Source organism: Mucilaginibacter aquariorum (assembly GCF_024498135.1).
Classification (GTDB): domain Bacteria; phylum Bacteroidota; class Bacteroidia; order Sphingobacteriales; family Sphingobacteriaceae; genus Mucilaginibacter; species Mucilaginibacter aquariorum.
This window is the reverse complement of record NZ_JANHOH010000002.1, coordinates 1-26,356: the sequence shown is the minus strand read 5'-3', so window position 1 is coordinate 26,356 and position 26,356 is coordinate 1. Positions and strand designations below refer to the sequence as shown.

Here is a 26,356-nt window from a genome sequence, read left to right as displayed (position 1 = left end):
AAATCTAAAATCGTAATTTTTTTTATACCTTTGCGCCGTGAATAAAGAGGTATTTTACTTCAGCCATCCGGTTTGTTTTCACGGAGCTTCGTGCCAGAATATCCGAATTTATAACCCTTTCAATTTTTTTGCTAAATGAATCATTTCACCAAATTACCTGCTGTTTTATTATTAGCCGACGGAACCGTATTTTACGGTAAAGCTGCCGGAAAAATTGGTACTACCACAGGCGAAATTTGCTTTAATACCGGCATGACCGGCTACCAGGAAATATTTACCGACCCATCTTACTATGGTCAGATTATGGTAGCCACCAATGCGCATATTGGTAACTACGGTATCAATACTGATGAAGTTGAATCGGGACAGATCCAGATTGCCGGTTTAGTTTGTAAAAATTACAACATAGCCTACAGCCGCAAGCAAGCAAACGAATCGATACAGGATTATTTTCAGGGACAAAACATAGTAGGGATATCTGACATTGACACCCGCCAGTTGGTTCGCCACATACGCGACAAAGGCGCTATGAACGCCATTATCTCTTCAGAAATAACTGATATTGCCGAACTAAAAGCCCAGCTGGACTTAGTGCCTTCAATGGACGGACTGGAGCTTTCATCGCGGGTATCAACAAAAGAAACTTATACATTTGGTAACGAGGATGCCACCTACCGTGTAGCCGTGCTTGACCTTGGTGTTAAGAAAAACATACTGCGCAACTTTGACGATAGGGATGTTTATGCCAAAGTTTACCCGGCAAAAACCACTTTCGAAGAAATGGAGAAGGATTTTTCTCCTTCAGGATATTTCATCTCTAACGGCCCCGGCGATCCATCTGCAATGCCTTACGCCGTTGATACAGTTAAAAGTATTTTAAAGGCTGATAAACCTATGTTTGGTATTTGCCTTGGCCACCAGCTACTGGCTTTGGCTAATGATATTCCTACCGAAAAAATGTTTAACGGTCACCGCGGCTTAAACCACCCGGTTAAAAATGTTATTATTAACCATTGCGAAGTAACATCGCAAAACCATGGTTTTGGTGTAGTGCAGGATGCTGTAAGGGCATCTGACAAGGTAGAAATTACCCACGTAAACCTTAACGACCAATCGATAGAAGGTATACGCATGAAAGGTAAAAAAGCATTTTCGGTACAATACCACCCCGAGTCATCTCCCGGCCCGCATGATAGCCGCTATTTGTTCGATGATTTTATCGGATTGATGAAGAAATAATATTAGATGTGCAGATGCGTGGATATGCAGATGTGCAAATGATAAAAAGCCTTTCAAGTTTAGCTTGAAAGGCTTTTTTTTTGATTAGCTATTTTTCGTGCTTAAAAAAGAATGTTTTAGAAGATTCTTTTATCGGTTTAGGTGCAGTTTTAAGTAGGCTCCTTATATCTTTTCTTAAAATCTCAACTATCTTATTCCTATTAACTAAATATTTATTGTCCTCATCGTTATCGGTATACTGATACCAGTAACAATTCTCAAAAAGCAATAAAAAGTTAGGCGGCATCTTGGAGTATTCCATAGTAAATGAGTCGTTGGCACTATAGCCGGATTGCCAATAGATGGTTGAGCCATCATTTAATTTACGGCTATGAAGGTTCTCTTTGCCGTTTCGTTGCTTAACATTAATTATTCCGTAATGTCCATCAATGTATAAAATACCAAATCTCGGCTTTTCAACCAATGCGGTTACCACCATATATTTACTATCATTAGTTTGATAAAGAGCATTGGTTAGAACCGTTTGATAGCCGGCATTTTTAAGTTCCTCAGCAATTACTATAATAACCTCTTCACTTCTTAACCAGTTAGTTGATATAATTTTCCCTTGTAGTTTAAACACATTAGCAGGATCCTTTGCATATATAAACCCGTCTTTTACAGGAGAAACCTCATAATCATAGTAATTAGCTGTATCTATTTTAATTTCTTTTTTTTGGGCATATAGGTTAGCATAAAAAAATATCACCGATATAAATAATATTAAAAGTCTCTTCATTAGTGTATGTATATATCATGCGAAGTTAGCGTTTAAAACGCCAAATAATTCTTGTATCATTATCCCCTTAAGACAAGATGAAGCTTTATTTGCCAAATTTACTTACGCCCGTCTGCGACGAGTGCTTAAATGGATTTGCGATTCCATCGCAATTTTAACAATCTCTTTTATACATTAGCCCCAATGAAATTGAACGGCACATTACGCATAATAATCATAATATTTATACTTGCTTTAAACATAGGCTGCGATCAGGCTACCAAATCAATGATGCGCGCGCATATAAATTATTACGACCACTATAGCTTTTTTAATGACCATATCACCTTGTTAAGGGCTGAAAACATGGGTGCGTTTTTAAGCTTAGGTGATAAACTTGTTCAACCCTTCCGCTTTATATTATTGACGTTGCTGCCCATACTGGCTTTATTAGGCGCATTGGCTTATATCATCATTAAAAAGAATTTGGGTACCCTTATGGTAACGGGAATTATTTTTTGCATTGGTGGTGGCATAAGCAACCTTTATGACAGGGTAGTGTATGGTTCGGTTACCGATTTCATGCACATCAAATTTGGCGCGCTGCAAACAGGTGTGTTTAATGCTGCCGATGTTTCTATTATGATGGGCCTGGGATTAGTATTGCTGGATAGTTGGTTGAATAGGAATAAGGAGAAAGAAGCGAAACCGGAGGTGATTGAAGAAAGCCATTCTGAGTCTTAGAAATTCTGCATCAAGCATGTCATTCCCTTCTATACGTCTTCGCGAGGTACGAAGCAATCTCCCGATTGACAATCGAACATGCAAGGTGGTTATGCATAGTCTGGAGATTACTTTGCTCGCAATGGCTGGCGGAAAAGGTCGCTGCTTGTATATTATCAAAGACGCGAAGTATCGCGTCTCTACGGGATATGACAATGTAGAGACGCGATACTTCGCGTCTCCCCGCTATGCACTAGACCCCCTTCTCCCCCTGTCACTATTTCATCACATTATGCCCCTTTATACTACTTGCGTATAAAAAGCGTATCTTTGCGCATAATTACCCGTTGATTTACGGTTTTGATCATTAGACACTCTTCAGATCCGCTTAATGCTTCGCGTTAGCACATATACATTACAAATAATACATGTCATTCGAAAAATTAAATTTAATTGAGCCTATTTTAAAGGCTTTAAAAACAGAGGGTTATACAACCCCCACCCCTATACAAGAACAAGCGATACCTTATATATTACAACACCGCGACCTGCTTGGCTGCGCCCAAACCGGTACAGGTAAAACGGCTGCTTTTGCTATCCCTATTTTGCAATTATTGTTTTTAGATAAGCAAAAACACAAGGAGCAAAAACAAATAAAGGCCCTTATATTAACCCCAACCCGCGAATTAGCCATCCAGATAAGCGAGAGCTTTACGGCTTATGGCAAACATACAGGCCTTAAAAACCTGGTTATTTTTGGCGGTGTATCGCAAAACCCACAGGTTGATGCTTTGCGCCGTGGTGTTGATATTTTAATAGCTACCCCAGGTCGTTTATTAGACCTGATGAACCAGCGTTACGTACACATCGACCAGATAAAAATGTTGATACTGGACGAAGCCGACCGTATGCTGGATATGGGTTTTGTAAACGATGTTAAAAAGATAATTGCTAAAGTACCTGCCAACAGGCAAACGCTTTTCTTTAGTGCTACCATGCCTAACGAGATACAGCACCTGGCAGATTCTATCCTGCAAAAACCGGCTAAGGTTGAGGTTGCCCCGGTATCGTCAACCGCCGATACTATACAGCAATCGTTATTTTATGTGGATAAGGGCGATAAAAGATTATTGTTAAGCCATATATTAAAAGATAAAGAAATTAAAACCGCGCTGGTATTTACCCGTACCAAACACGGTGCAGATAAGGTGGTTAAAGACCTTATCCGCGTTGGCATAACCGCCGAAGCCATACACGGTAACAAATCGCAAAACGCACGTCAGCGTGCGTTAACCAACTTTAAGAACCGTACTACGCGTGTACTTATTGCTACCGATATTGCTGCACGTGGTATTGATATTGACGAGCTTACGCACGTCATCAACTACGAATTGCCAAACGTTCCGGAAACTTACGTTCACCGTATTGGCCGTACCGGCCGTGCAGGTGCAAGTGGTATAGCTTTCTCTTTTTGCGATGGCGAGGAAGAAATAGATTACCTAAAGGATATTCATAAGCTGATAGCTAAAGAGATCCCTGTTGAACTGGGCCATCCTTACCCGTTAAGCTATGAAGCCATGACGGCCAAAATGATGAGCAAAGCCAAAAACGGCACGCCTAAAAGCGCGGGCTCTGCCGGTGGCAGGCATGGTGGCGGCAATAAAAGGCCTGGTGCTGGCGGCAGGCCGGCAGGTCACCGCGGTAGCGGCGGCGCAGGCAACAGTCGTGGTGGTGCAAGCGGCATGAGCGGTGCAAGCCGGTCATCGGGCAGGAGATAATCAACGCAACATAACAAAGAGGTCGGCTTAATTTAACAAGCTGACCTCTTTTGGTTTACGCCTTTTGTGGCCGATGAAAATTTGATGTTAACATGTTAATAATGATATTTGCACTTATCAAAGAAAATAAATAGCTTTAAAGTGAAAATACAGCCCACACAGATGAAACGCCTTATTGACCTTATCAAGAATAAATTCTTCCTGGTTACGCTGGCTTTTGTGATATGGATGATATTTTTTGATAAGAACGATCTGTTTTCGCAATACGAATACCACCAGCAGCTGAATAAATTAAAGGAAGAACAGGTTTTTTACCAAACCGAAACAGCCAAAGTAAATAAGGACCTGGACGAACTTACCTCAGACAAGGCCAAACTCGAAAAATTCGCCCGTGAGAAATACCTCATGAAAAAAGATAACGAAGACATTTTTGTTATTGTTCACGAGAAGAAGAAGTAATTAAAATTATTCCTTTAATAACCTTCGGCTTAGTCTGATGAATCTGTAGCAGAGGTTAGTCGCCACTTGCCATCTCTATAAGCGAAATCAAAACTCATTAAAATTCCGGTATCCTCAACCGTATACTGAACTGTAACACTATTTTTATTTGATCTGGCCTTTTTATAAATATCCTCTTTGTTATTTGTAAGCCTTACATAATGCCATTTATTTTTTTTGATATAAGTGACTGAATCCCTATCATCTTCCGTTACAGTTATTTTAATGGGGAATTTTATATGTTCTACCTGGTAAACCGAATCACTTTTAAATTTCTTAAAAAAGGAATCAAAATCGGCTGGTTCTAACACGGCTGCTTTTTTTAAAGTACCTGCCTTTTTTCAACAGTTGTTTTAGATGGGTTATCAGAACATCCCATAAGGGTCCCAATAATTAACGTTGTTAATAGTATTAATTTTTTCATTTGATAATTCCTCAATATAAAAACTGGTGTAAATTACACATTCAAAATATCATTAACACCGTGGAGAAGGGATAATGACGTATCTAAAATACCTCAGAATTTTGGCTGGTGTGGAAAATCGAAATTATATAAACAAACTTAACATCCTCATCAACGCGATATGAAATCAGGTATGGGAAGTTGTCAATTAGCGCGAAACGATATTTTTCAGAAAATCTAACGTTATAATGTAGCGGGGTTTTACCATTCAAATCAAGCTTAGCATTCACTGCTTTATAAAATCTCTTACCAAGCCCGGGTTGTTTATTCTCATACCATTGACAGGCATCGCTAAAATCTATTTCAGCTTTTAGAAGAAGCTTAACGGTAAACACGATCCATTTCTTTTTTTATTTCATTCCAATCGCGCGCAGTTGTTTTACCCTCGATAAATTCCTGGTCACGGGATAAAATTTCTTTTTGTTGTTCACCCGATAAAAAGAATGCATCATTATCAGTTTGATAATCATATTTCAGGCTGTCCAAAAAAGCTAACAAAACTTTTTCTTCCTGTTCGCTATGTAAATTAACAGAAATGGTCATATAACAAATTTACAATTCAAAAATTGGATAAACAATAGTTAAGCTATTATGGCAATGCCCTAAATATAAACCACGGCGTTAGTACAACATTCAACACAATCATTAACACGCCTAAATACTTATTAAACTTCCCTCCTGTTTTCATCAACATAGTCCCAATCACTATTCCCCCTATCAGTAACATGGTTGCATCAAAGTATAGTAAGTAATCCGTAGTGGGTGGTTCTATATCCAATTTAAACAGGTCGAAGATATCCGGCAGGTACAGGTAGACATCATACAGGCAAAGTAGATAGAGAATGATCTTCTTTATCATTAAATACCTTCTGCCAGTTGTTTTACCATGTACAATGCGGTATCCCATCCTTGCACTGCTTCTTTGTAATCTTCTTCGCTGATGCTTTGGAATAGGCGCTCCCGGGCGAATAAAACGGTGGTATCGCCACTGCCCTCAAACTTGTAAGTGATCTCGGAAGCTACCGAGGACTTATCCGGTCCGTTAAAGAGTTTATGTTTTAAACGCTTTGATGTTTCTACTTCCATTATTTCGCCATGCGTATACTGCCTGCCGTCTACCCCCTTCCAGCCAAACACACTTCCAACTTCCCAATCTGATACATACTCACCACCCATTTGCCGGGTAATTGCAGCATCGGTAAACACGCGCCAAACCTTATCCGGCGAGGCGTTTATTTCAATCGACCTTTCAATTAAGCTTGTGTTCATGATTAATAGATTTATATACTAAATTATTAATTCTTATCCACAAAAAAGCCCCGGCTTTCACCAGGGCTTTTCTTTATATTTCAAAGATCCTTAGATCTTCTTATCTACATGAATAGTATGCACATTCATTGATTGTACCTTCTCTTGTTTTTGGATGAACTTGCTGTTGTTATCAACACTGTTTAAGTGAGGTGCAATAACCAGCGATACGATAGACATCAGCTTGATCAAAATATTCATTGACGGGCCCGAGGTATCTTTAAACGGATCACCTACGGTATCACCTGTTACTGATGCTTTATGCGGTTCAGATTTTTTGTAATAGATCTCGCCGTTTATCTCCACACCTTTCTCGAATGATTTTTTAGCGTTGTCCCATGCACCACCCGCGTTGCTCTGGAAGAGCCCCATCAACACACCTGATACAGTAACACCTGCTAACAAACCACCCAATACTTCGGGGCCGAATGCAAAACCGATAATAATAGGCGTAATTAAAGCGATCAATCCCGGTGCAACCATCTCGCGGATAGAGGCCTTGGTAGAGATCTCTACGCATTTTTCATACTCGGGGCGGGCTTTGTACTCCATAATACCCGGTATTTCGCGGAACTGGCGGCGAACTTCTTCTACCATTGCCATTGCTGCACGACCAACTGCCGAAATACATAATGCCGAGAAGATGAAAGGGATCATCCCGCCCACAAATAAACCTGCCAAAACGTTGGCTTTGTATATATCAATATGCTCGATACCTGCAACACCCACAAAAGCCGCGAATAAGGCCAGTGAGGTTAACGCAGCAGACGCGATAGCAAAACCCTTACCTGTTGCAGCGGTAGTATTACCTACAGCATCCAGGTTATCTGTACGATGACGTACTTCTTCCGGTAAGCGGCTCATCTCTGCAATACCACCCGCGTTATCAGCAATCGGGCCAAACGCGTCGATAGCTAATTGCATAGCTGTTGTTGCCATCATACCCGCGGCTGCGATAGCCACACCGTATAAACCTGCAAAAAAGTATGAACCATAAATACCGGCCGCCAATACAAGGATAGGCAATACGGTTGATTCCATACCGATTGCTAAACCGGCAATAATATTGGTAGCATGGCCTGTTGACGACTGCCTGATAATGCTCATTACCGGGCGTTTACCCATAGCGGTATAGTACTCGGTAATGATAGACATTAACGTACCTACCACTAAACCTACCAGGATAGAACCAAATACACCGTTTTTGGTAAACACTAATGAACCGGCTTTAATAGCACCCGATGCATCTTCGTCACGTACCATGTGGAAACTATCGGCAGGTAACATCCATTGCACTACAAAATAAGTAGCAATAGCTGTTAACAATATAGAAGCCCAGTTACCTATGTTCAATGCTTTTTGTACGCTATCTGTTTCTTTAGAAATTTTTACTAACGATGCGCCAACTATAGAGAATATTAAACCCAAGCCTGCTATCACCATGGGTAATAAAATTGGGGCAATACCACCAAAATTATCATGAGATACAATTTCGCGGCCCAATACCATAGTAGCCAACATGGTTGCTACGTACGAGCCAAATAAATCGGCACCCATACCCGCAACGTCACCTACGTTATCACCAACGTTATCTGCAATAGTAGCAGGGTTACGCACGTCATCCTCGGGGATACCTGCCTCAACCTTACCAACCAGATCCGCACCTACGTCGGCAGCTTTTGTGTAGATACCACCGCCAACACGCGCGAATAACGCGATAGACTCGGCACCTAACGAAAATCCTGCTAATACATCAAGCGCTTTAGCCATAGCTTCACCGTTAACACTTTCGCCTTTGCTGGTTACATACATGGTGTAAAACACGATGAATAACGAACCTAAACCAATGATAGCTAAACCGGCAACACCTAAACCCATAACTGTACCGCCGGTAAATGATACCTTAAGCGCTTTAGCTAAGCTTGTTTTAGCAGCCTGTGTGGTGCGTACGTTTGATTTGGTTGCAATACGCATACCTATAAAACCGGCAAAAGCCGATAAAAAAGCGCCTATAACAAATGATATGGCAATAACCGGGCTTGATGTAGCTACCGTAGTACCGCTCCAGGCAAGTAACATACCCGCAACAACTACAAAGTAGCCTAATACTTTCCATTCTGCGCGTAAAAAGGCCATAGCCCCATCAGCAATATAACCGGCAAGCTGGTTCATGGAGGCATCGCCTGTTACCTGCCTGGTTACCCATGCAGATTTAATCGCCATCACGATTATACCTATGAGCCCGAAAACGGGAATTAAATAAATTAAGTAAGTGTTCAAAAAATCCATATTCTATAATTAGTGTTATTAAGTGTGCGTTTTTAGTTCGCGTAAAGCGTGTTTATAATTTGGTAGCCGCAAAATATAAATTAATTTCTTTACAATAGCCTGTCATTTTAAAGTTTTTGAATAGTTTAGTAGTCTAAACTTTTTCCCTAATGTTAAAAGATACTACTCAACCCAAGTTAAAGCACGAATTAAGCCTACTGGACGGCACAATGCTGGTATCGGGCTCTATGATAGGCTCGGGTATTTTTATTGTAAGTGCCGATATTACCCGTAATGTAGGCTCGGCAGGTTGGTTAATTGCCGTTTGGTTAATTACCGGTTTTATGACCCTTACCGCGGCACTTAGCTATGGCGAATTAAGCGCGATGTTCCCAAAAGCAGGCGGCCAATATGTTTACCTTAAAGAATCTTACAACAAACTTATAGCCTTTTTATACGGATGGAGCTTTTTCGCGGTGATACAAACCGGGACCATAGCCGCCGTGGGTGTAGCATTCTCCAAGTTTACTGCCTATTTGATCCCGGCTGTAAGCGAGGATAATATACTTTTTCAATCCGGCTCAATAAAAATAAGCGCGGCACAACTGGTTTCAATAGTGCTTATCGTATTGCTTACCTATATCAATACAAGGGGCGTAAAGGGCGGGAAGCTGATCCAAACCACCTTCACCATGACCAAACTGATCAGTCTTTTCGGCTTGATAGGTTTTGGCTTTTTAGCCTTTAAAGGTGATATATGGACAGCCAACTGGACAAACGCCTGGGACCTGCATAACCTAAATAAAGATGGCAGCGTAACAGCTTTAACAACAGGTACAGCTTTAGGCGCCATAGCGGCAGCCATGGTAGGTTCTATCTTCAGCAGTGATGCCTGGAACAGTGTAACCTTTGTAGCGGGCGAAATGAAAAACCCTAAACGCGATGTGGCATTAAGCATGATGTTTGGTACCATTATCGTAACCATAATTTATGTATTGGCTAATGTGGTTTACACCGGCGTACTTTCGCTGCATGATATTACCATTGCCGATAAAGACCGTGTAGCGGTAGCCGCATCGCACGTTATTTTTGGTAATGTGGGTACTTATATCATCGCGGTGATGATCATGATATCAACTTTTGGCTGTAACAACGGCCTGATACTTTCTGGCGCAAGGGTTTATTATACCATGGCTAAGGATGGCGTTTTCTTCAAGAAAACCGGTACCTTAAATAAATTTGGCGTACCGCAATTTGGTTTGTGGATCCAGGCAGCAGTGGCTTCTTTATTATGCTTAAGCGGCCGATATGGCGATCTGCTGGATATGATCTCGTTTGTGGTGGTAATATTTTACATGTTAACCATTGCAGGTATCTTTATCCTGCGTGTTAAACGCCCTGATGTAGAAAGGCCATACAAAGCAATTGGTTACCCTATATTACCCGCTATATATATTATAATGGGTACAGCGTTTTGTATATTATTATGTATTTATAAATGGCAGTATCCTATTTACGGCTTAGTTATTGTTTTAATAGGGATACCACTTTATTATATATCACAACGCAACGTTAATAATGAGGATAAACCCGAAGTACTTAGTTAGTTTTTTATTTATAGCAAATATTGCAGGTGCACAAAACCTGCAGCAAAATATACAAAAAGCATTTACCCGTTTACAGCAGGATAGCCAGTGCCGTTACGCTTCGGTATCGTTAACGGTGCTGGATGCCCAAACCGGCGAACAGGTTTTTGCCGCCAATCCTGATATGGGTTTGGCGCCGGGTTCAACATTAAAAACGGTTACCAGTATAACCGCTTTTAATGTTTTAGGTAAAGATTTTCAATATCAAACCCAGTTAGGCTACACCGGCAATATTACTGCAGACGGTGCCCTTAACGGCGACCTTATTATTAAAGGCGGCGGCGACCCTACCCTTGGCAGCTGGCGGTGGGCATCAACCAAAGAAGGCGTTATATTAAATACAATGGTTACCGCTTTGAAAAAGGCAGGCATCAAAAAAATAAACGGTCGTGTTATTGGTGATAATGGTATTTTCAAAAACCAGTCTATTCCCGATGGATGGATCTGGCAGGACCTGGGCACTTACTACGGCGCAGGTATAGCCGGGCTTTGCTGGCGCGAAAATCAGTTTGATATCACCCTGCGAACAGGCAATGTAGGCGGCCCTATTAGCGTAACGGGTACCGTTCCCGAAACCAATTACCTGCAATATAAAAGCGAACTAACCACAGGCGCTGCTAAAACCGGCGATTTGGCCTACCCCTATCTGCCTGCTTATGGCAGCAAAATTATGTACCTGCGCGGCACCTACGCCATCGATCAAACCAAGAAAAGGATCTCTGCCGCCATCCCCGATCCTGCTTATGACGCCGCCCTGCGCTTAACCGATACCCTTAAAGGCATTGGCATTGCAGTAAGCAATGAGCCGCAATCGTCATTTATACTGGCAGATAAGGGCCTGTCTATACCTACTGCTACTAAAAACATCACCACTATCCTATCGCCCGAATTAAGCAAGATAGTATACTGGCTCAATCAAAAAAGCGTTAACCTGTATGCCGAGCAATTGCTGGCAACTATAGCGGTTAAAGCAGGAAAACCAGCCTCAACAAATGATGGCATAACGGTTATAAAGGATTTTTGGGAGCTAAAAGGCATTGATAAACGCTCTATGAACACTTTTGATGGTAGCGGCCTATCACCCGAGAACAGGATAACCACTTCTACCATGGCCCGGATATTGCAATCTGCCCGTAACGAGGCCTGGTTCAATGATTTTTACGAGAGCCTGCCCGTTTATAACGACATGAAAATGAAGAGCGGCAGCATCAACAGCGTGCAGGCCTATGCAGGTTTCCAAACGCATGACGGCCGCCAGCTTTGCTTCTCAATAATGGTAAACAACTATTACGGCCCCGGTAGTGGCATAAGGGAAAAGATGTTTAGGGTATTGAATGAATTGAAATAGTTAGCCCCCTAACCCCCTGAAGGGTGAACGGGAAATGTCATTTCGAACGAGGTACGAGGAGAAATCTTTTACACTTTGCATCCAGACTTTGCATGTTCGGTAAGATTTCTCCTCGCACTGCGCTCCGTCTGCCCTTCGCTCGTTCGAAATGACATAGTGTATTAATTGAGCGGTTCAAACTCCGCAACTTTCGGGTTTTATAGGCTTTAGTACGGGGCTACATTTGTGTTATAATAATTCAATCATGGAAACACAAAACAACATCAATTATGAGCGTATTGCCGAAGCAATAGACTACATAAAGCTGAATTTTAAAGCCCAACCCAACCTTGATGAGGTTGCCGAAAAAGTAAATCTTAGCCCTTTCCATTTCCAGCGCATGTTTACAGAATGGGCCGGTATCAGTCCCAAGAAATTCCTGCAATACCTGAGTTTGGAATATGCTAAAGGAATTTTGAAAGAACAACAGGCCACCTTGTTTGATGCTGCTTTTGAAACCGGCTTATCAGGCATCGGCCGCCTGCACGATCTGTTCATCAACATAGAGGGCATGACCCCTGCCGAATACAAAAATGGCGGCAAGGCCTTATCTATCAACTTTAGCTATGCTGAAACGCCATTTGGCAATATCATAGTAGCATCAACCCCTAAGGGCATTTGTTATATGGCTTTTGCCGATGATAAAGACGAAGCATTTAATGAGCTATATGCGCAGTTCCCCAATGCAAGCTATTACCAGGTGGTAGATCTGGCGCAGCAAAACGCGTTGTTCATTTTCAAAAAAGACTGGACACAGTTATCAAACATTAAGCTCCATTTAAAGGGTACCGATTTTCAATTGAAAGTTTGGGAAGCCTTGTTGAAAATACCTATGGGAGGATTGAATACCTATTCTACTATAGCAAATACTGTTAAAATGCCGACTGCCAGTCGTGCAGTAGGGAGTGCTATTGGAGCTAACCCGGTCGCGTTTTTGATACCGTGCCACAGGGTAATTAAATCTACCGGCGAATTTGGCCAATACCATTGGGGAAGCAACCGCAAAACCGCTATGATAGGTTGGGAAGCGGCAAGGGTAAACTTAAAAACGGCTATCTAAAATGGATCTGCAACAAAGAATTAACGAGGTGAATTGGGCTGATGTAACCGAAAGCATGCACACCAAAGGTTACGCCCAGATCCCCAATATTTTATCTGCCGATGAATGCGACGCGTTGGTTAGCCAGTACCCGGCAGATATTTACCGCAAAACCATTGTGATGGAGCACCACGGCTATGGCCTGGGGCAGTACAAATATTATAGCTACCCTTTGCCCGGCGTGGTGCAGGCCTTGCGCGAATCGGTATATCCGTATATTGCCCCTATCGCAAACAAATGGATGGAGGTATTGAATATTGATAAGCAATTCCCGGGTAGTTTGAACGAGTTAACCGAACTATGCCATCAGCATAACCAGCTGCGGCCAACACCTTTGATATTAAAGTACAACAAAGGTGGTTACAACGCCATGCATCAGGACCTGTACGGTGAAATCTATTTCCCGATGCAATTGGTGGTATGCCTGAACGAGCCGGGTAAGGATTATGAAGGCGGCGAGTTTGTACTGGTAGAGCAAAGGCCCAGGATGCAATCAAAAGCGATTGTTTTGAATCCGCGCAAAGGCGATATGCTGTTGTTCACTACCAACTTTAGGCCGGTAATGGGCAGCAAGGGATATTACCGTGTTAACATGAAACACGGCGTAAGCGAAGTAACCAACGGCGAGCGGCATACCTTAGGTATTATCTTTCATGATGCCACATGATACGGCATACAGCTTTAGGCGGTACGTCATTTAGCCGTAGCAGGGCTTTAAAGCTACTGATAGATGCGGGTAAGGTCACCTATGCCGGTAACCGCAAACTAAAGATCTACGGCACATTCAGCTGCTCATCGGGCAAACGGATGAAGGTTGATAATCGTGTCTTCTTTACCGACGAGCAGGAGGCTATCAGCTGCGGTTACCGCCCCTGCGGGCATTGTATGCGCAAAGCATATCAAAAATGGAAAGCGTTAAACTAAAAGCGGGCAGGCTTGTCAAACAACAAAATTACTTTATCATCTGCTCACAATGTTCGATATTCGTCCTATGTTAAAAAAAGCGCTTCTTTTATTATCCATTATTTTTGCGGCTGTAACCACACATGCCCAAACTGCCGACGAAGTGTATAACCAATACCTCGACTTTAACCTGGCACGCCTGCAAGGCGAAACGGATAAAGCCTTAACACTCGGCCAGGATCTTATACCTAACGTGGATAAGTTGAAGGAAAACGCTCGCATCAGTTTTTATTACTCGATAGGTAATTTGTTCGAGAATGATAGCCAGTCGGTAAAGGCCGTAGAATATTATGAGAAGGTTGCCGCCGCCGTGCCCAATTATTACGTGGCACAACGTGCGTTAGGCTACCTGTACATGAAACAGGTAGACGAAATAAGCGATAAACTTAATGCTGCAAAAAGTGATGTTAATGAGAACAGGCGGTTAACGGCACTGTACATCGCGGCAGCAAAAAAAGCACTACCCCATTTAGAGAAAGCCCAGGCCTGCGACCCAAACGACGACACTTTAGCGCTTATCAAACTGCTTTATAAAAACACAAAAGATACACAAGGCGCGGCCACATTAAATGCCCGTTTAAAAGAGCTGTCAAAAAATTGCATCGACTTATTGAACGATAAGTAAGCTTAAAATTCTAACGCCTTACCTTGCTGCGGGTAAATTAAATTCAATTGTAACTTGTTGCCTTCCTTAAGTTCTTCTTTGATCTTAATGATGCTATTATGGGGCGGTTTTAGGTGAATTACAACCACTTTTAGGCGTTTTAAAGTCGTGCCGCTCAGCTTGCTTAGCTCGCCCATTTCATTCATCAGCAAACGCGGGGTAAGGTGGCCAAACAGGCTTTTTTCAGGCTGCTCATTTGGAAAGGATACCTCTATCATTGTAGCCTTTAATTTACCTGCTTTTACCAATGGAGCAATAGCCACCCAAAGGTTGCGCAGGTTCTGGCTCTTTTCGATCTCATCGGCACCGGTATCGCCCAGGTATAAAACATAACTATCCTGGCTTCTTACCAGGATAGCAGTGCTGGTTAAGTTAGCATGGCTCAGCGGGAACACTTGTACCTGCATATCAGTATTTTCAATAGCTGTTTCCGTTCCGGGTCCCAGTGGTTTGTAATGATATTTTTTTAGTTGAGGCGTACCACCATCGTCGGCAAAATTGGCCCAGCTTTCCCAGGTAAAATAATGCGTTTTGATGGTCTCCAGTGTGCTTTTTAGCCCGTAAATATTTTTGGTACTATCCTCCGGCGAGTTTATGATGAGCCCTGCCACATGATCTAAGTGGGCATGAGAGATAAAGTAACCTTTTATATATCGCTTAAGCACCTGCTCTGCCGGGATTGAAAAAGCTCTATTAGCTACCGCCTTTTCAATACCAGAATGAATTGTACCTGCATCTAAACAGATATAATTATTTGATCCTTTTGGCGCCAGCATATAGGCCGACAAGTTACTTTCATCGGCACCGCCTAATACCCCTAACGGCACTATGCGAAATGATGTTGACGGCTTAACCTGCGCAAACGCTAATACAGGCAATAGTAAAAAAACAAGCAGTGATAGTTTCCGGTGATTATACATTACGCCAAATTTACTAATTTGGCCGTCAATGAAAACCAGCCAGATAGCCGCTAAAATTGCAACCCGTTTATTTTTTATTTTACTGCTAATAGCGCTCGTACCTTTTCTGCAGGGCGATACCTCTAAATTGCAGCACCTTTACCTGGCGCCTAAGCACATTTGGACACTGGCATCCCCTATTTTATTGATACTGGGCTTTATAGCTCTGCTGATCATCTGCTCCATCAAAAAGTTCAGCAAAAGCGATCTTAACTGGTTACTGGTTATCAATACGGTAGTGCTGATTGTTTATGCCATTACCCTCTACATTCGCATTTACCAGCTGATAAAGTAATATTATTCTGTCTTCATTTTCTTTTGTGCGGATTCTTTGAACTCGTAATCGCCGCCAAGCAGGTATCCCCATGGTTTAAGGCTCTCTATCCGGTCGAATATAATTTTAAAGATGGCTATGATTGGGATAGACAAGAACATGCCGGATAAGCCCCATATCATTTCGCCTATAATAATGCCTATAAAAGAGATGAGCGCGTTTAACCGCACTTTTGAACCCACTACCGCAGGCAGTAAAAAGTTAGCGTCGATGGCATGCACACCTATCACACTAATGGCCACAGTAACGGTTTGGCTAAGCGTGCCTGTGGCAAATGTTACAATGGTGCTAAGCAGCAAGGCGGTAAAAATACCTATGTAAGGTATAATGTTAAACACACCAACAATTATCCCCAGCAGAGCTGCGTATTTTATACCTATCATGTAAAAAATAGCAATAGCCATACCAGATACAATTAGCATTTCAATCAATAAGCCTAATATATACTGGCGCAATATTTTCTGTACGTTTTCTACAATATCAACTACAACGGACCTGTTTTCATCACTAAAAACCCAGGTGATAAAACGGAACAGTAACCTCCTGTAAAACAGTATAAAAAAGGTAAATATCAGAATGAAAACATAAAACAACAGCAATGATGACACCGCACCAAAAGTTGTACCCAACACAGCCGTGCCCGATGCCATAATTTTATCGGTAGTGCTGGTTACATAGCTCATTTGTTTGTTCACGTTAATATGAAACGCGGTTTGTATCCACCCCTGCAGGTTAGCTATCGAATCTTTAACCTGGCTTTGAAGCATAGGCCAATCGCTGGCAATGTTTGATATTTGGGCCCCTATCAGGTACATTATGCTACCTACAAAGCCTACCAACAACAGTATAGATATAAATGACGACGCACTGCGTGGCAATCGGCATTTTTTTTCAATGAAATTTGAAACGGGTAACAATAATACGGCAAACAAGAAACCAAATATCATGGGGTCTATCAGCTCTTTTGCCATTACCACCAGGTAACCCAGCACACAAAAACCTATGAGGATAAGGGCTAATCGTTCGTAAAAAGGGGCTAAAAGTTTTTTTGTGGGCATACCTGTATTATTTTATTTGCTGAACATATAGGTGTTTTATATGTTTTTTAAATGCACTGTAAATGTGCAATAAATTTTAGGTTTTATGATATTTCTACCATTTGTAATATTACGCTTTTGAGTGATATAATAGTTTGGCAAATGGTTTGCTATAAATAGGTTGTAAATAAACATACTACCATGGCAAAATATTCAGAAAAAGCAGGTGACAAGGTTGAAAAGACCATGCACGAAATGAAGGAGGGCAAATTAAAAAGCGGCAGTGGTAAAAAAGTTACCAGCAAAAAGCAGGCTGTTGCAATAGGTTTATCTGAAGCCCGTAAAGAGGGTGCTAAAGTACCAAAGAAGAAAAAAGACTGATATGCCTTTTAACAATGAATCCCCGACAATGTCGGGGATTCATTGTTAATTTAAAAATTAAAGTCGTTAGCTATCCAGTGCTCCAGTTTGCCATCCTTATCCAGTTCGGCAAGTTTTTCAACATCAGTATCGCGCTTACGCGTAGGCTCCATATTGTATTTTGCAATTATTGCCTTAAGAGCTACAATATTAGCCTTTACACTATCAAAATCCTCCTTATGCTGAATGGCGTATTTAGAATATTGCCCCATATAAATAAAACCTAACTGCGGATTTGTATCAGAAAGATCCATAATAGCTTGCTTTAACTCTATAAGCACGTCAGGAGTGCCCTCTGCCCATATTAACAGAAACTGGGTTGCTGCTTCAGTTTTGAAAGGTTCGGTTCCCCAGTGGGTCCTCATCATCCAATCAGCAGTTTTTATAATATCCGGCTCGTATTTAATATAATCTTCATGTTTTTTGAAATGATAGTCTTTAGGCACTTCATAAGTTTGGGCTGATGCTTTTACACTTATGAATAATGTTAACAATAAAACAGTCCTAAAAATCTTTTCCATTCTAATAAACTGATGCTAAGATAATTCTATTTTTTGAGAGATTGTAAACGAATCTATTACTTTCATTAAAATCACCGCCTCGTCAATAGTGCAGGGGTTTGGGCCTTCACCTTTAAAATAAGATACTATCTTGGTTATCATAGGTTGCTGTATATGCTCGGGATGGTTAAAGTTTACCGTTTCCTCGCCTACTTCGTTCTTGCAGGTAACAAACGTACCAAAGAAAGGGAAGGTTATTTTCCCTTTTGTACCTATGATCTCGCAGCTATCTATTGCCTCGCTGGGCGCTACATTAAAACACCACGAGCCGTTTACTACCACCTTGTTTTTAAATACAATTTGCCCGCAAACATGATCATCTGCCGGACTAAACCCGCCCTGGTTTAAGCTGTATCCGGTAGAATAGGCGGGCTCACCAAAATAGTAAAGCATCAGATCGAGCTGATGAGGTGCCAGGTCATGGAAATAACCACCACCCGAAAACTCGGGTTGCAGGCGCCAGTTATCTACATCGGCCTGGGGATTGGGATTTTGATACTTCCACATCCTTATCTGCACGGTACGGATATCGCCAATGGCATTACTATCAATTAAGCTTTTTACATGCAAAAACATAGGTAATGCCCTGCGATAATGTGCAACTGTTAGCTTTGCCCCGCTTTCCCTCACGGCATCAGCCATTTGCTGCGCTTCCTGCGCGTTGCGGGTAACGGGTTTTTCTACATAAATATTCAGGCCTTTTTTAATGGCACGCAAGGTGTATTCCAAGTGTGAGGCCGGCGGCGTGGCGACAGATACCGAGTTAACCTGCGGGTCGTTCATCAGGTCTTCGGCATCGCTGTACCATTTATCCACGTGGTGGCGTTGGGCATAATCTGCGGCCTTTTCGGCGTCGCGGCGCATTACTGCCACCAGCTTGCTATCGGTTATTTTATTGTAGGCTTGTCCGCTTTTTTTTTCGGTTACGTTGCCGCAGCCTATGATACCCCATTGTATTGCAGTCATTTAGTAAATATTTATGATTTTTTTCCGTGCACGTATAAATTGATCGAACTTGTGTGCGACATGCCAAGCGTTTGCCCCGGCTTAACTTTTACGTACGGTTTAAGATAGGTGTTCATTATAGCTTTAGAAAAACGCACGTATTCCTGTTTATACCCCCCGTCGCCAAAAGGTATCAACGGGGTATTATAAAACAATTTGCCTTCCTTATCTACATATGCCGAAAACGAATAATTAAAATCGCTATGGACTTTGTTAATGGTTATGTAATAGGTAGGGTTCATATAATCATCAGACGTGTTGTAATTATTAAAAAGAAAGTCGGCAACCGTCTTTTTCTTTTCTACAGTAATTGACGATCTTGTACTTATTAGCTGAACAGGGTTTAGCGCTGCAAAGGCATTTGTGAGAGATGAATCGGCTCTTTTTATTAGCTCCTTAACAAACAAGCTATCTTTTCGGTTACTGCGTTGTAAGGTAGCGGCGTTGGTGTGCAATACATTCTTGATGTAATTATCAGCGTAAAACAACATGTAAACCTTTGTGCCTTTCATATCCAGCGAATCGTCTTTCGCCTCAAGAAGCTCGAAGATAAGGCTGTCTTTGCTCATGTGCTTCATCCGTAAAAAAGATCTGTTTGTGTTAAAAACAGAATCGATGCCACAGCTTAACGGAAAATTTAAAAACTGTTTTTTCACCGGACTGTAAAGCGCAATAGAATCGTTTGATACAAAACGTAATTTCCAATCGGAATTTAAATGGTATCCATATTCATTAAAAGACAATCCATTTTGCTGGCGCCGAACCTCTGTGTAGGTAATGCCTTCTACGTTTTTAAACGACAACATCGGTTTCCTGGAATGCCCCGGAATTGATGGATCTTTAAACTTGCAGCCCGCAATTAAGCAAAAGACAATTACTACGAAAGTCAGATTTTGAGCTACTTGTTTCATTTGATGTTTAGCTTAACATCGCCAGCAACTCATCGTCGCTGATGATGGGGATGTTTAGTTTGTTGGCCTTCTCTAATTTTGCAGGGCCCATATTATCACCGGCTACCAGGTAGTTCAATTTGGCCGATATGCTGCTTAATATTTTGCCGCCGTTCTGTTCAATAATATCTTTCAACTCATCGCGAGAGTATTTTTCAAACACCCCCGATATAATAAAGCTTTGGCCGGAGAATTTATCGCTGGCTAAGGTTACTTCTTTTTCTTCGGCAATAAACTGTAAGCCGCAGACCCTTAGCTTTTCAATTTCTTCGCGGTGATTTTCATATGCAAAATATTCGGTGATGCTTTCGGCTATGCGGCCTCCAATTTCTTCAGCAGCGGTAAGTTCTTCGGCTGTGGCAGCCATAAGATTATCAATAGTTTTAAAATGGGCTACCAGCTTCCTCGCAACGGTTTCGCCCACATAACGGATCCCCAGTCCGAAAAGCACTTTTTCAAACGGCTGCTGTTTAGACTTCTCAATGCCGTCCAGCATGTTATTGATAGACTTTTCGCCAAAGCGGCCCAGCTTTTTCAGTTCATCAGCACTCTCATGCAAAATATACAGATCGCTGATGTGTTTGATGAACCCCTGCCGGTATAACGTTTCAATTGTTTCATCGCCCAGGCCATCAATGTTCATAGCCTTACGACCAATGTAGTGCTGCATTTTACCAACTATCTGTGGCGGGCAACCTTCATCATTAGGGCAGTACCAGGCCGCTTCGCCTTCGGTACGTAATAATGGCGTGTTGCATGCGGGGCAATGGGTTATATAAGCAATCGGTTTTGCACCGGGTTGGCGCTTATCAAGATTTACGCTGATAATTTTAGGGATGATCTCCCCTCCTTTTTCCACATAAACAGTATCGTGTTCATGCAATTTAAGGCGCTCGGTTATTTCATCGGCATTATGAAGGGTGGCGCGTTTAACTGTTGTACCAGCCAGTAATACAGGCTTTAAATTAGCTACCGGGGTAACTGCACCAGTACGGCCAACCTGGTAGGTAACCGCCAGTAGTTCGGTTTCTACGCGCTCTGCCTTAAATTTATAGGAAATAGCCCAGCGCGGCGATTTAGCGGTAAAGCCAAGCTCTTGCTGCTGGGAGTAATTATTCACTTTGATAACAATGCCGTCGATATCATAGCTTAGGTTATGCCTTTCGGTATCCCATTTGGCAATAAACTCCAACACTTCACTAATATTACCACATAAACGACTATGGTTATCTACATGAAAGCCCCAGCTTTTAACAGCTTCCAGACTTTCCCAATGGGTTTTAAACAAGGTTTTTTCGGTATACAATCCATACAGGAAACAATCCAGCGGGCGCCTGGCTACCTCGGCAGAATCCTGTAGTTTCATAGTACCCGATGCAAAATTGCGGGGGTTAGCATATGGTACCTCGCCGTTATCAATACGTTCTTTATTCAGCCTTTCAAAAGCCTTCAGGTGCATAAACACCTCTCCACGGATCTCAAACAGATCCGGGTAGTTGCCCTCACCCAGCTTTTTAGGGATGCTATGGATAGTGCGCACGTTGGTTGTTACTTCATCGCCTTGCGTACCATCGCCACGGGTTACGGCACGGGCAAGCTTGCCATTTTCGTAGGTAAGACTCATAGATAACCCATCGAATTTTAATTCGCATACGTACTCAAAATTATCGCCAAGGGCTTTGCGGATGCGCTGGTCAAAATCTATCAGTTCCTGCTCGTTATAGGTATTCCCTAAGGATAGCATTGGCCAGCGGTGCTTTACGGTCACAAACTCCTTGGTAATATCGCCACCTACTACCTGTGTTGGCGATTCAGGATCGGCAAACTCCGGGAATTGTTTTTCCAGTTCGCTTAAATGCTCCAGTTTTTTGTCGAAATCGTAATCAGAAATAGTAGGCATAGCCAGCACATAATAGTTATATGTATGCTGTCTTAGCTCGGCTGTGAGGGTCTTAATTTGGTCTTTAGCTTCGTTGGGCGACATGATAGCGAAGATAGGAATTTTGTTATTTAGTTGCCCGATAATCCATTATTGCCACTACGGGATAATGATCTGATGGTGTACGGCCATGATAGGTATTGGTAAGGATACCGTAGCGCTTCACCTTAAATTGTTTAGTTACAAAAATATGGTCTATCCGTTTATCGCCCGCGGTATTGGCATTAAACTCGTTAAAGGTATTGCTTGGTGCAAGTTTAACCGGCGATAGCATATAACTATCCTTCAGCAAGCCCGAATTATTGATCACCGCGTAGCTATCCGAAGTCTGATCTACGTTAAAATCGCCAGTGAGGATGGTTGGCGCGTTACCTGCCATCTGCTTAATTTTTTGCACCACCAGTTTGGCGCTTTCGTGGCGGGCAACCACACCAATATGATCCATATGCAGGTTAAAGAAATAGAAGGTAAATCCTGTCTTCACCTCGCGGAACTGTGCCCAGGTACATATGCGGGGCAATGCCGCATCCCAGCCTTTGTTAGGTTTATCAGTTATGGTCGACATCCAGAAATCGCCGGTTTTTAAAAGTTTAAACCTGTCTGCTTTATAAAAAATAGCCGAATGTTCGCCGCCGTGCTTGCCATCATCACGGCCTGCACCTATCCATTTGTAACCGGGCAGGCTATCGGTTAGTTCTGTTAACTGATGATACTTTGCTTCCTGTGTTCCAAAAATATCCAGGTCCTGAAACTGAATCAACTTTGCCGCCCATGGGAAACGTTGCCCCCACCCATTACCGGCGGTAGAATCACCCTGGTTTGAATAGCGCAGATTGTAGGTACCAATGTTTAATTGCTGAGCTTTTGTAAAAGAAACTGTTACGGTAAGTAGCAGCAGGATAAGTGTTAGTCTGATTTTCATATTAGGTATGTAATTATAATAAACTATGTCATTTCGAACGAGGTACGAGGAGAAATCTTGTTCGACTATGCATGATTCGCTACTTGTCATTTGAACAAGATTTCTCCTCACTATCGTTCGTTCTAAATGACATGCTTGTTTTAAATCTTTATATTTCTCCTTCTCTCTTTCGTAAAAACCATTCGGCGCTAAGCAGTAATAATATCAGCACAAAACCCCATTTCACGTCTATCAGGTCGCTGTAGCGTTTATCTTCATAAACAACAGTTTTAATATTTTCGTTTTTGCGGATCATATCTGCCAGCTTATTTATTTGCGATGGCAGAAGCATTTGCCCACCCGATTGTGTTGCAATAGTGCGTAATAATTGGTGGTTAGCTGTGCTTTGACGGGTTTCCAGATTCAGTTGCTTAACTGTCAATTGCCCATTGGCAGTAAAAGCTTGTTTGCCATTGCTGGTAGTGGCCGAATAGGTATACTCACCAACCGGCAAGGTGCCCGCATTTAACTGGTAGCTTTGCCCGCTACGGGTAAACAGGAAACTATAGTTCTTTCCAGCCTGGCTTTTCAGATTTATCTTAACATCGGGGGTGTTTATTAATTCCAGCGCATCGTTATACAGTTCGGCATTCAGCAGCAGATTTTCACCTTCGTCGAACACGTTTTTAGAGGCATATACCCTAAAGCGTTGGCGATTTGCATTGGCGGTTAGGTATTGCACGGTTTGGCTCAGCAGTTCCTCTAGAGCGCGATGGTTGCCAAACTCGCGGTACTCGGCCAGTTGCCAGCGCCAAAGGCCTTCAGCTGCAAGCATGGCCGACTTGCGGCCACCCTCATCATTAAAAGCCAGCAAAGGGTAATTGGTTTCTACATTGCCTATTTTTTGCTTTAGCAATACCGCTGCTGTGCCCGATGCTACATAACTACCAAATGGCGCTACCAACGGCGGCAATTTGCTGAGTTTTTTTTGGGTAGAATCTGTTAAAGTAAAAGCCGAAAATGTGCTAACCGGCTGCGCAAAAGTTTCCTGAACTTCCTGCCCGCCCGCGTTTATCTTAACTGCTTTTTGGGCGTTGTTAAAAGCATTAATATCTGCCTGCGTACCCGCTATATACCAAACCGGCGTTTTGCTTTGCAGTAAATTTTGCAGCTTGCCATAACTATTTGCCGACAGCTGATAAAGTATAGCCAGACTATAATCATTAAGTTTAACAGCAGCTATATCGCTAACCAGGCTGGTTTTCACCTCGAAGTTTTTATTGCTCTCGATAGATTGTTTGATAACGCTGAGATCCGGGTGCGGGCCGTCGTATAGCAGCAGTATTTTTTGCCGGGCATCCAGCACATCTATATAAATGGTTTCGGTATTATTTTGTACCGATAGCTCATTTTTAAGCGGCGCCAGGCTAATAGTGAACTTACGGATCCCTTTTTTATCGGCATTCAATTTAACCGGGATAACTTTTTTAAATGCCGCCGAGGTGATGCTGATGTTTTGCGAATGTACCTGCCTGCCATCTTGCGTTATGTTCAACTGCATGTTCTCGCCATTACTTTGGTAAGCCTCGGCCAGTATCTCTATCTCAAAATCGTTGCCCAGGAAAGCGGTCTTGTTATAATTTACATTGCTGATGATCAGATCGCGGCGGGGGACGGTATCACCAAGGGCAATGGTATAAATATTGGTTTTAATGTTACGGGCCTCGTATTGCGGGTCGGTGCCCAGGTTGTACAGGCCATCGGTAGCCAGCACCAGCGCGCCAATGTTTCGGTTCACAAAACGCTCGTTTAGTTGGTGCAGGGCATTTGAGATATCGGTTTGCCTGCCGTTGAATTTGTTTGACAAGCTATCCTTCAGATCTTTATCAAAATGAAATGCATGAACTTCGTAATCCTCGCCTAACTCTTTCTTTAAAGCCTCACCCCAGCCCTCTCCCAGGGCAAGGGAGCCCTTTCCGAATAATTTTATTGATTCCGAATTATCCTGCGCTATTAATATTACCGGTTTTTGCGGCTGATAACTTGTGGAACGTACCAGGGGAGAAACTATCAGCAGTGCTAAAAAACTCACTACAATTGCCCTAAAGGCAAACAGAATGTAGCGCATGCTTTTTACCAGCTGCACCGGTTTGCGGTACATGAGCCAGGCGTAAAGCAAGCCCAGCACCAGGCAGACAGGCCCCCACCATCCCGAAACAGATCCCCAGGTTAGTGACATTAGTTTTTGCTTGGTAAATTGTGAATGATGACCATAAAGAGCATACCCGCAAAATGCAAAAATATTGTGGAATGGGATTAATTAAATTTTAGGAGGATAGGGCCTGTTATATGGTCAATATCTACAGACAGTCCTTTGGGGTGATGGGAACCTTGGCAGCCTTCAGTAATTTATAATGGCACGGGACATAGATTTGTCAGTCATTAACAAATGGCAGTGTTCACGTTCACGCTACACACAAACCGTTAACAATATTAAATATCTTATAATCAGATAGATAAAAAAAACACACCTGACAAAACAGTGTCACCATTAATATTACAGCACAGTGTTTTGACTTTCTGATTCAAGGGCGGTCATGTTAGGATGTTGGGGGATGAGCTCGCTCATTATTATTCATTGCGTATTGTACCAAATCGTATATTTTTTTTAAAAAAAAATTGTTTTAGTAAATCCATTTTTTGTGTACAATAGGCTATCGATCGCATTTTGCTCGAGCTAAAATAATACCGGTGGCACTCAAAGCAGATCTCGATATAATGCGTTATTTGTCCTTTAATATCCATAAATAAGATAGCATTTCGTGGGTTGTAACAGGAATATCCCGGATCAGCAATCTCCAGAAAGTCTGCTTTTACAGGTGTTTCGCCAATATTGTACATAATTTCTGTCAAGGCGTCAACATCGGCAGTAGTAAGCGTTTTAATTTCCTTTACTTTCCTTAAATTAAGAGAGAAGTTGTTTTTTGCCATAGGAGTGAGAACTAATACAGTATCCTGTTTAGTAGTGTCACCCTCAATAAATTTTCCATTATCATCGTATACTGGCCGGTTAGGTTCATTGTCAACATCGAAAGAGATCAGCTTAACAGTAAGGGCTTTATTAAAAGGAACAAAATCACGACGCTGTAACGCGTTGTATGTATGCGAATTAAAACATTGGGCATGCTTTTCTGCAAGCGCATTTTCCTTTTTAGATGGCGGTAGCGGCGGCGGCAGCCTGTATTTTTTACGTTGGCCAAACAACAAACAAGGCAGCGAAAGCATTACAAATAACAATAAAAAAACTCTTTTCATGGATGAGGTTTATCAACACATGAATCGTCCTGAAATAAGTTGACAGATTTTACGATAGTCCCAGTTACGAGAGTAGCTGGGATTTTTGTTTATAAACACTTTGTGGTGTTTTCATTTTCAAAGATAAGTGTGGCCGGCGATTG

The 26,356-nt window shown here is 42.2% G+C and carries 28 protein-coding genes; 12 read left to right on the top strand and 16 right to left on the bottom strand.

Going from position 1 to position 26,356, the window contains the following annotated elements:
• The first annotated feature begins 135 nt into the window (after window positions 1-135).
• Window positions 136-1,239 carry a glutamine-hydrolyzing carbamoyl-phosphate synthase small subunit gene (gene carA / locus NPE20_RS11045; RefSeq protein WP_256538712.1) on the top strand — a complete coding sequence of 368 codons (1,104 nt, stop codon included), beginning with the start codon at window positions 136-138 and terminating at the stop codon, window positions 1,237-1,239.
• 88 nt (window positions 1,240-1,327) lie between these two features.
• Here the strand turns inward: carA and NPE20_RS11040 are convergent, their stop codons facing one another.
• Complete coding sequence (locus tag NPE20_RS11040; RefSeq protein WP_256538711.1) at window positions 1,328-2,017, bottom strand: hypothetical protein; 690 nt, start codon at window positions 2,015-2,017, stop codon at window positions 1,328-1,330.
• 183 nt (window positions 2,018-2,200) lie between these two features.
• On the opposite strand from NPE20_RS11040, the gene NPE20_RS11035 reads away from it, so the two are divergent.
• The 3 genes from NPE20_RS11035 (at window position 2,201) to NPE20_RS11025 (ending at window position 4,956) form a co-directional block, all read left to right on the top strand.
• Window positions 2,201-2,740: a signal peptidase II gene (locus NPE20_RS11035; protein ID WP_256538710.1), complete on the top strand. Its 540-nt coding sequence runs from the start codon at window positions 2,201-2,203 to the stop codon at window positions 2,738-2,740.
• Window positions 2,741-3,147: 407 nt separating this feature from the next.
• Entirely contained in the window at window positions 3,148-4,497 is a 1,350-nt protein-coding gene (locus tag NPE20_RS11030) for a DEAD/DEAH box helicase (RefSeq protein ID WP_256538709.1), read from the top strand.
• Between the two features lie 162 nt (window positions 4,498-4,659).
• Complete coding sequence (locus NPE20_RS11025; protein ID WP_256538708.1) at window positions 4,660-4,956, top strand: FtsB family cell division protein; 297 nt, start codon at window positions 4,660-4,662, stop codon at window positions 4,954-4,956.
• 29 nt (window positions 4,957-4,985) lie between these two features.
• On the opposite strand, the gene NPE20_RS11020 is transcribed toward NPE20_RS11025, so the two are convergent.
• The 6 genes from NPE20_RS11020 to NPE20_RS10995 form a co-directional block, all read right to left on the bottom strand.
• Window positions 4,986-5,306, bottom strand: a complete 321-nt coding sequence (locus NPE20_RS11020) for a DUF4348 domain-containing protein (RefSeq protein ID WP_256538707.1) — start codon at window positions 5,304-5,306, stop codon at window positions 4,986-4,988.
• A 196-nt stretch (window positions 5,307-5,502) separates the two neighbouring features.
• Entirely contained in the window at window positions 5,503-5,793 is a 291-nt protein-coding gene (locus NPE20_RS11015) for a type II toxin-antitoxin system RelE/ParE family toxin (RefSeq protein ID WP_256538706.1), read from the bottom strand.
• Entirely contained in the window at window positions 5,780-6,001 is a 222-nt protein-coding gene (locus NPE20_RS11010; protein ID WP_256538705.1) for a hypothetical protein, read from the bottom strand. Before NPE20_RS11010 ends, NPE20_RS11015 begins: the two co-directional genes overlap by 14 nt.
• A 46-nt stretch (window positions 6,002-6,047) precedes the next feature.
• Window positions 6,048-6,317, bottom strand: a complete 270-nt coding sequence (locus NPE20_RS11005; protein ID WP_256538704.1) for a hypothetical protein — start codon at window positions 6,315-6,317, stop codon at window positions 6,048-6,050.
• A complete protein-coding gene (locus tag NPE20_RS11000) occupies window positions 6,317-6,727 on the bottom strand; it encodes an SRPBCC family protein (RefSeq protein WP_256538703.1) in 411 nt (136 codons plus the stop codon). The genes NPE20_RS11005 and NPE20_RS11000 overlap by 1 nt, the downstream gene beginning before the upstream one ends.
• Before the next feature lie 90 nt (window positions 6,728-6,817).
• Window positions 6,818-9,055 carry a sodium-translocating pyrophosphatase gene (locus NPE20_RS10995; protein ID WP_256538702.1) on the bottom strand — a complete coding sequence of 746 codons (2,238 nt, stop codon included), beginning with the start codon at window positions 9,053-9,055 and terminating at the stop codon, window positions 6,818-6,820.
• Window positions 9,056-9,204: 149 nt separating this feature from the next.
• Here NPE20_RS10995 and NPE20_RS10990 point away from each other — a divergent pair, with 149 nt between their 5' ends.
• The 6 genes from NPE20_RS10990 (at window position 9,205) to NPE20_RS10965 (ending at window position 14,754) form a co-directional block, all read left to right on the top strand.
• Window positions 9,205-10,641 carry an APC family permease gene (locus tag NPE20_RS10990; RefSeq protein ID WP_256538701.1) on the top strand — a complete coding sequence of 479 codons (1,437 nt, stop codon included), beginning with the start codon at window positions 9,205-9,207 and terminating at the stop codon, window positions 10,639-10,641.
• Entirely contained in the window at window positions 10,613-12,028 is a 1,416-nt protein-coding gene (gene dacB, locus NPE20_RS10985) for a D-alanyl-D-alanine carboxypeptidase/D-alanyl-D-alanine endopeptidase (RefSeq protein ID WP_256538700.1), read from the top strand. Before NPE20_RS10990 ends, dacB begins: the two co-directional genes overlap by 29 nt.
• 244 nt (window positions 12,029-12,272) lie before the next feature.
• Entirely contained in the window at window positions 12,273-13,127 is an 855-nt protein-coding gene (locus NPE20_RS10980; protein ID WP_256538699.1) for a bifunctional helix-turn-helix domain-containing protein/methylated-DNA--[protein]-cysteine S-methyltransferase, read from the top strand.
• 1 nt (window position 13,128) lies between these two features.
• Window positions 13,129-13,833 carry a 2OG-Fe(II) oxygenase gene (locus tag NPE20_RS10975; RefSeq protein WP_256538698.1) on the top strand — a complete coding sequence of 235 codons (705 nt, stop codon included), beginning with the start codon at window positions 13,129-13,131 and terminating at the stop codon, window positions 13,831-13,833.
• The gene (locus NPE20_RS10970) at window positions 13,830-14,090 is read left to right on the top strand and encodes an Ada metal-binding domain-containing protein (RefSeq protein ID WP_256538697.1); all 261 of its coding nucleotides are present in this window, start codon (window positions 13,830-13,832) and stop codon (window positions 14,088-14,090) included. Before NPE20_RS10975 ends, NPE20_RS10970 begins: the two co-directional genes overlap by 4 nt.
• 49 nt (window positions 14,091-14,139) lie before the next feature.
• Window positions 14,140-14,754, top strand: coding sequence for a tetratricopeptide repeat protein (locus NPE20_RS10965; RefSeq protein ID WP_256538696.1), 615 nt, complete (start codon window positions 14,140-14,142; stop codon window positions 14,752-14,754).
• A 2-nt stretch (window positions 14,755-14,756) separates the two neighbouring features.
• On the opposite strand, the gene NPE20_RS10960 is transcribed toward NPE20_RS10965, so the two are convergent.
• Window positions 14,757-15,713 (bottom strand): MBL fold metallo-hydrolase, encoded by a 957-nt coding sequence (locus tag NPE20_RS10960; RefSeq protein ID WP_256538695.1) that lies wholly within the window; start codon window positions 15,711-15,713, stop codon window positions 14,757-14,759.
• A gap of 28 nt (window positions 15,714-15,741) precedes the next feature.
• On the opposite strand from NPE20_RS10960, the gene NPE20_RS10955 reads away from it, so the two are divergent.
• The gene (locus NPE20_RS10955) at window positions 15,742-16,047 is read left to right on the top strand and encodes a hypothetical protein (RefSeq protein WP_256538694.1); all 306 of its coding nucleotides are present in this window, start codon (window positions 15,742-15,744) and stop codon (window positions 16,045-16,047) included.
• 2 nt (window positions 16,048-16,049) lie between these two features.
• On the opposite strand, the gene NPE20_RS10950 is transcribed toward NPE20_RS10955, so the two are convergent.
• Window positions 16,050-17,144, bottom strand: a complete 1,095-nt coding sequence (locus NPE20_RS10950; RefSeq protein ID WP_256538693.1) for an AI-2E family transporter — start codon at window positions 17,142-17,144, stop codon at window positions 16,050-16,052.
• 180 nt (window positions 17,145-17,324) lie between these two features.
• On the opposite strand from NPE20_RS10950, the gene NPE20_RS10945 reads away from it, so the two are divergent.
• The gene (locus NPE20_RS10945; protein WP_256538692.1) at window positions 17,325-17,504 is read left to right on the top strand and encodes a DUF6496 domain-containing protein; all 180 of its coding nucleotides are present in this window, start codon (window positions 17,325-17,327) and stop codon (window positions 17,502-17,504) included.
• A 50-nt stretch (window positions 17,505-17,554) separates the two neighbouring features.
• Here the strand turns inward: NPE20_RS10945 and NPE20_RS10940 are convergent, their stop codons facing one another.
• From NPE20_RS10940 to NPE20_RS10910, 7 genes are all read right to left on the bottom strand, one after another.
• Complete coding sequence (locus NPE20_RS10940; RefSeq protein WP_256538691.1) at window positions 17,555-18,064, bottom strand: hypothetical protein; 510 nt, start codon at window positions 18,062-18,064, stop codon at window positions 17,555-17,557.
• Between the two features lie 15 nt (window positions 18,065-18,079).
• Window positions 18,080-19,069, bottom strand: a complete 990-nt coding sequence (locus tag NPE20_RS10935; protein ID WP_256538690.1) for a Gfo/Idh/MocA family protein — start codon at window positions 19,067-19,069, stop codon at window positions 18,080-18,082.
• An 11-nt stretch (window positions 19,070-19,080) separates the two neighbouring features.
• Window positions 19,081-20,019 (bottom strand): hypothetical protein, encoded by a 939-nt coding sequence (locus NPE20_RS10930; protein ID WP_256538689.1) that lies wholly within the window; start codon window positions 20,017-20,019, stop codon window positions 19,081-19,083.
• 7 nt (window positions 20,020-20,026) lie between these two features.
• The gene (gene ligA, locus NPE20_RS10925) at window positions 20,027-22,042 is read right to left on the bottom strand and encodes an NAD-dependent DNA ligase LigA (protein ID WP_256538688.1); all 2,016 of its coding nucleotides are present in this window, start codon (window positions 22,040-22,042) and stop codon (window positions 20,027-20,029) included.
• A 22-nt stretch (window positions 22,043-22,064) separates the two neighbouring features.
• Window positions 22,065-22,919, bottom strand: coding sequence for an endonuclease/exonuclease/phosphatase family protein (locus NPE20_RS10920; protein ID WP_256538687.1), 855 nt, complete (start codon window positions 22,917-22,919; stop codon window positions 22,065-22,067).
• A 148-nt stretch (window positions 22,920-23,067) separates the two neighbouring features.
• On the bottom strand, window positions 23,068-25,137 hold the full coding sequence (locus NPE20_RS10915) for a hypothetical protein (RefSeq protein WP_256538686.1): 2,070 nt from the start codon (window positions 25,135-25,137) through the stop codon (window positions 23,068-23,070).
• 392 nt (window positions 25,138-25,529) lie between these two features.
• The gene (locus NPE20_RS10910; RefSeq protein ID WP_256538685.1) at window positions 25,530-26,213 is read right to left on the bottom strand and encodes a hypothetical protein; all 684 of its coding nucleotides are present in this window, start codon (window positions 26,211-26,213) and stop codon (window positions 25,530-25,532) included.
• Between the last annotated feature and the right edge of the window lie 143 nt (window positions 26,214-26,356).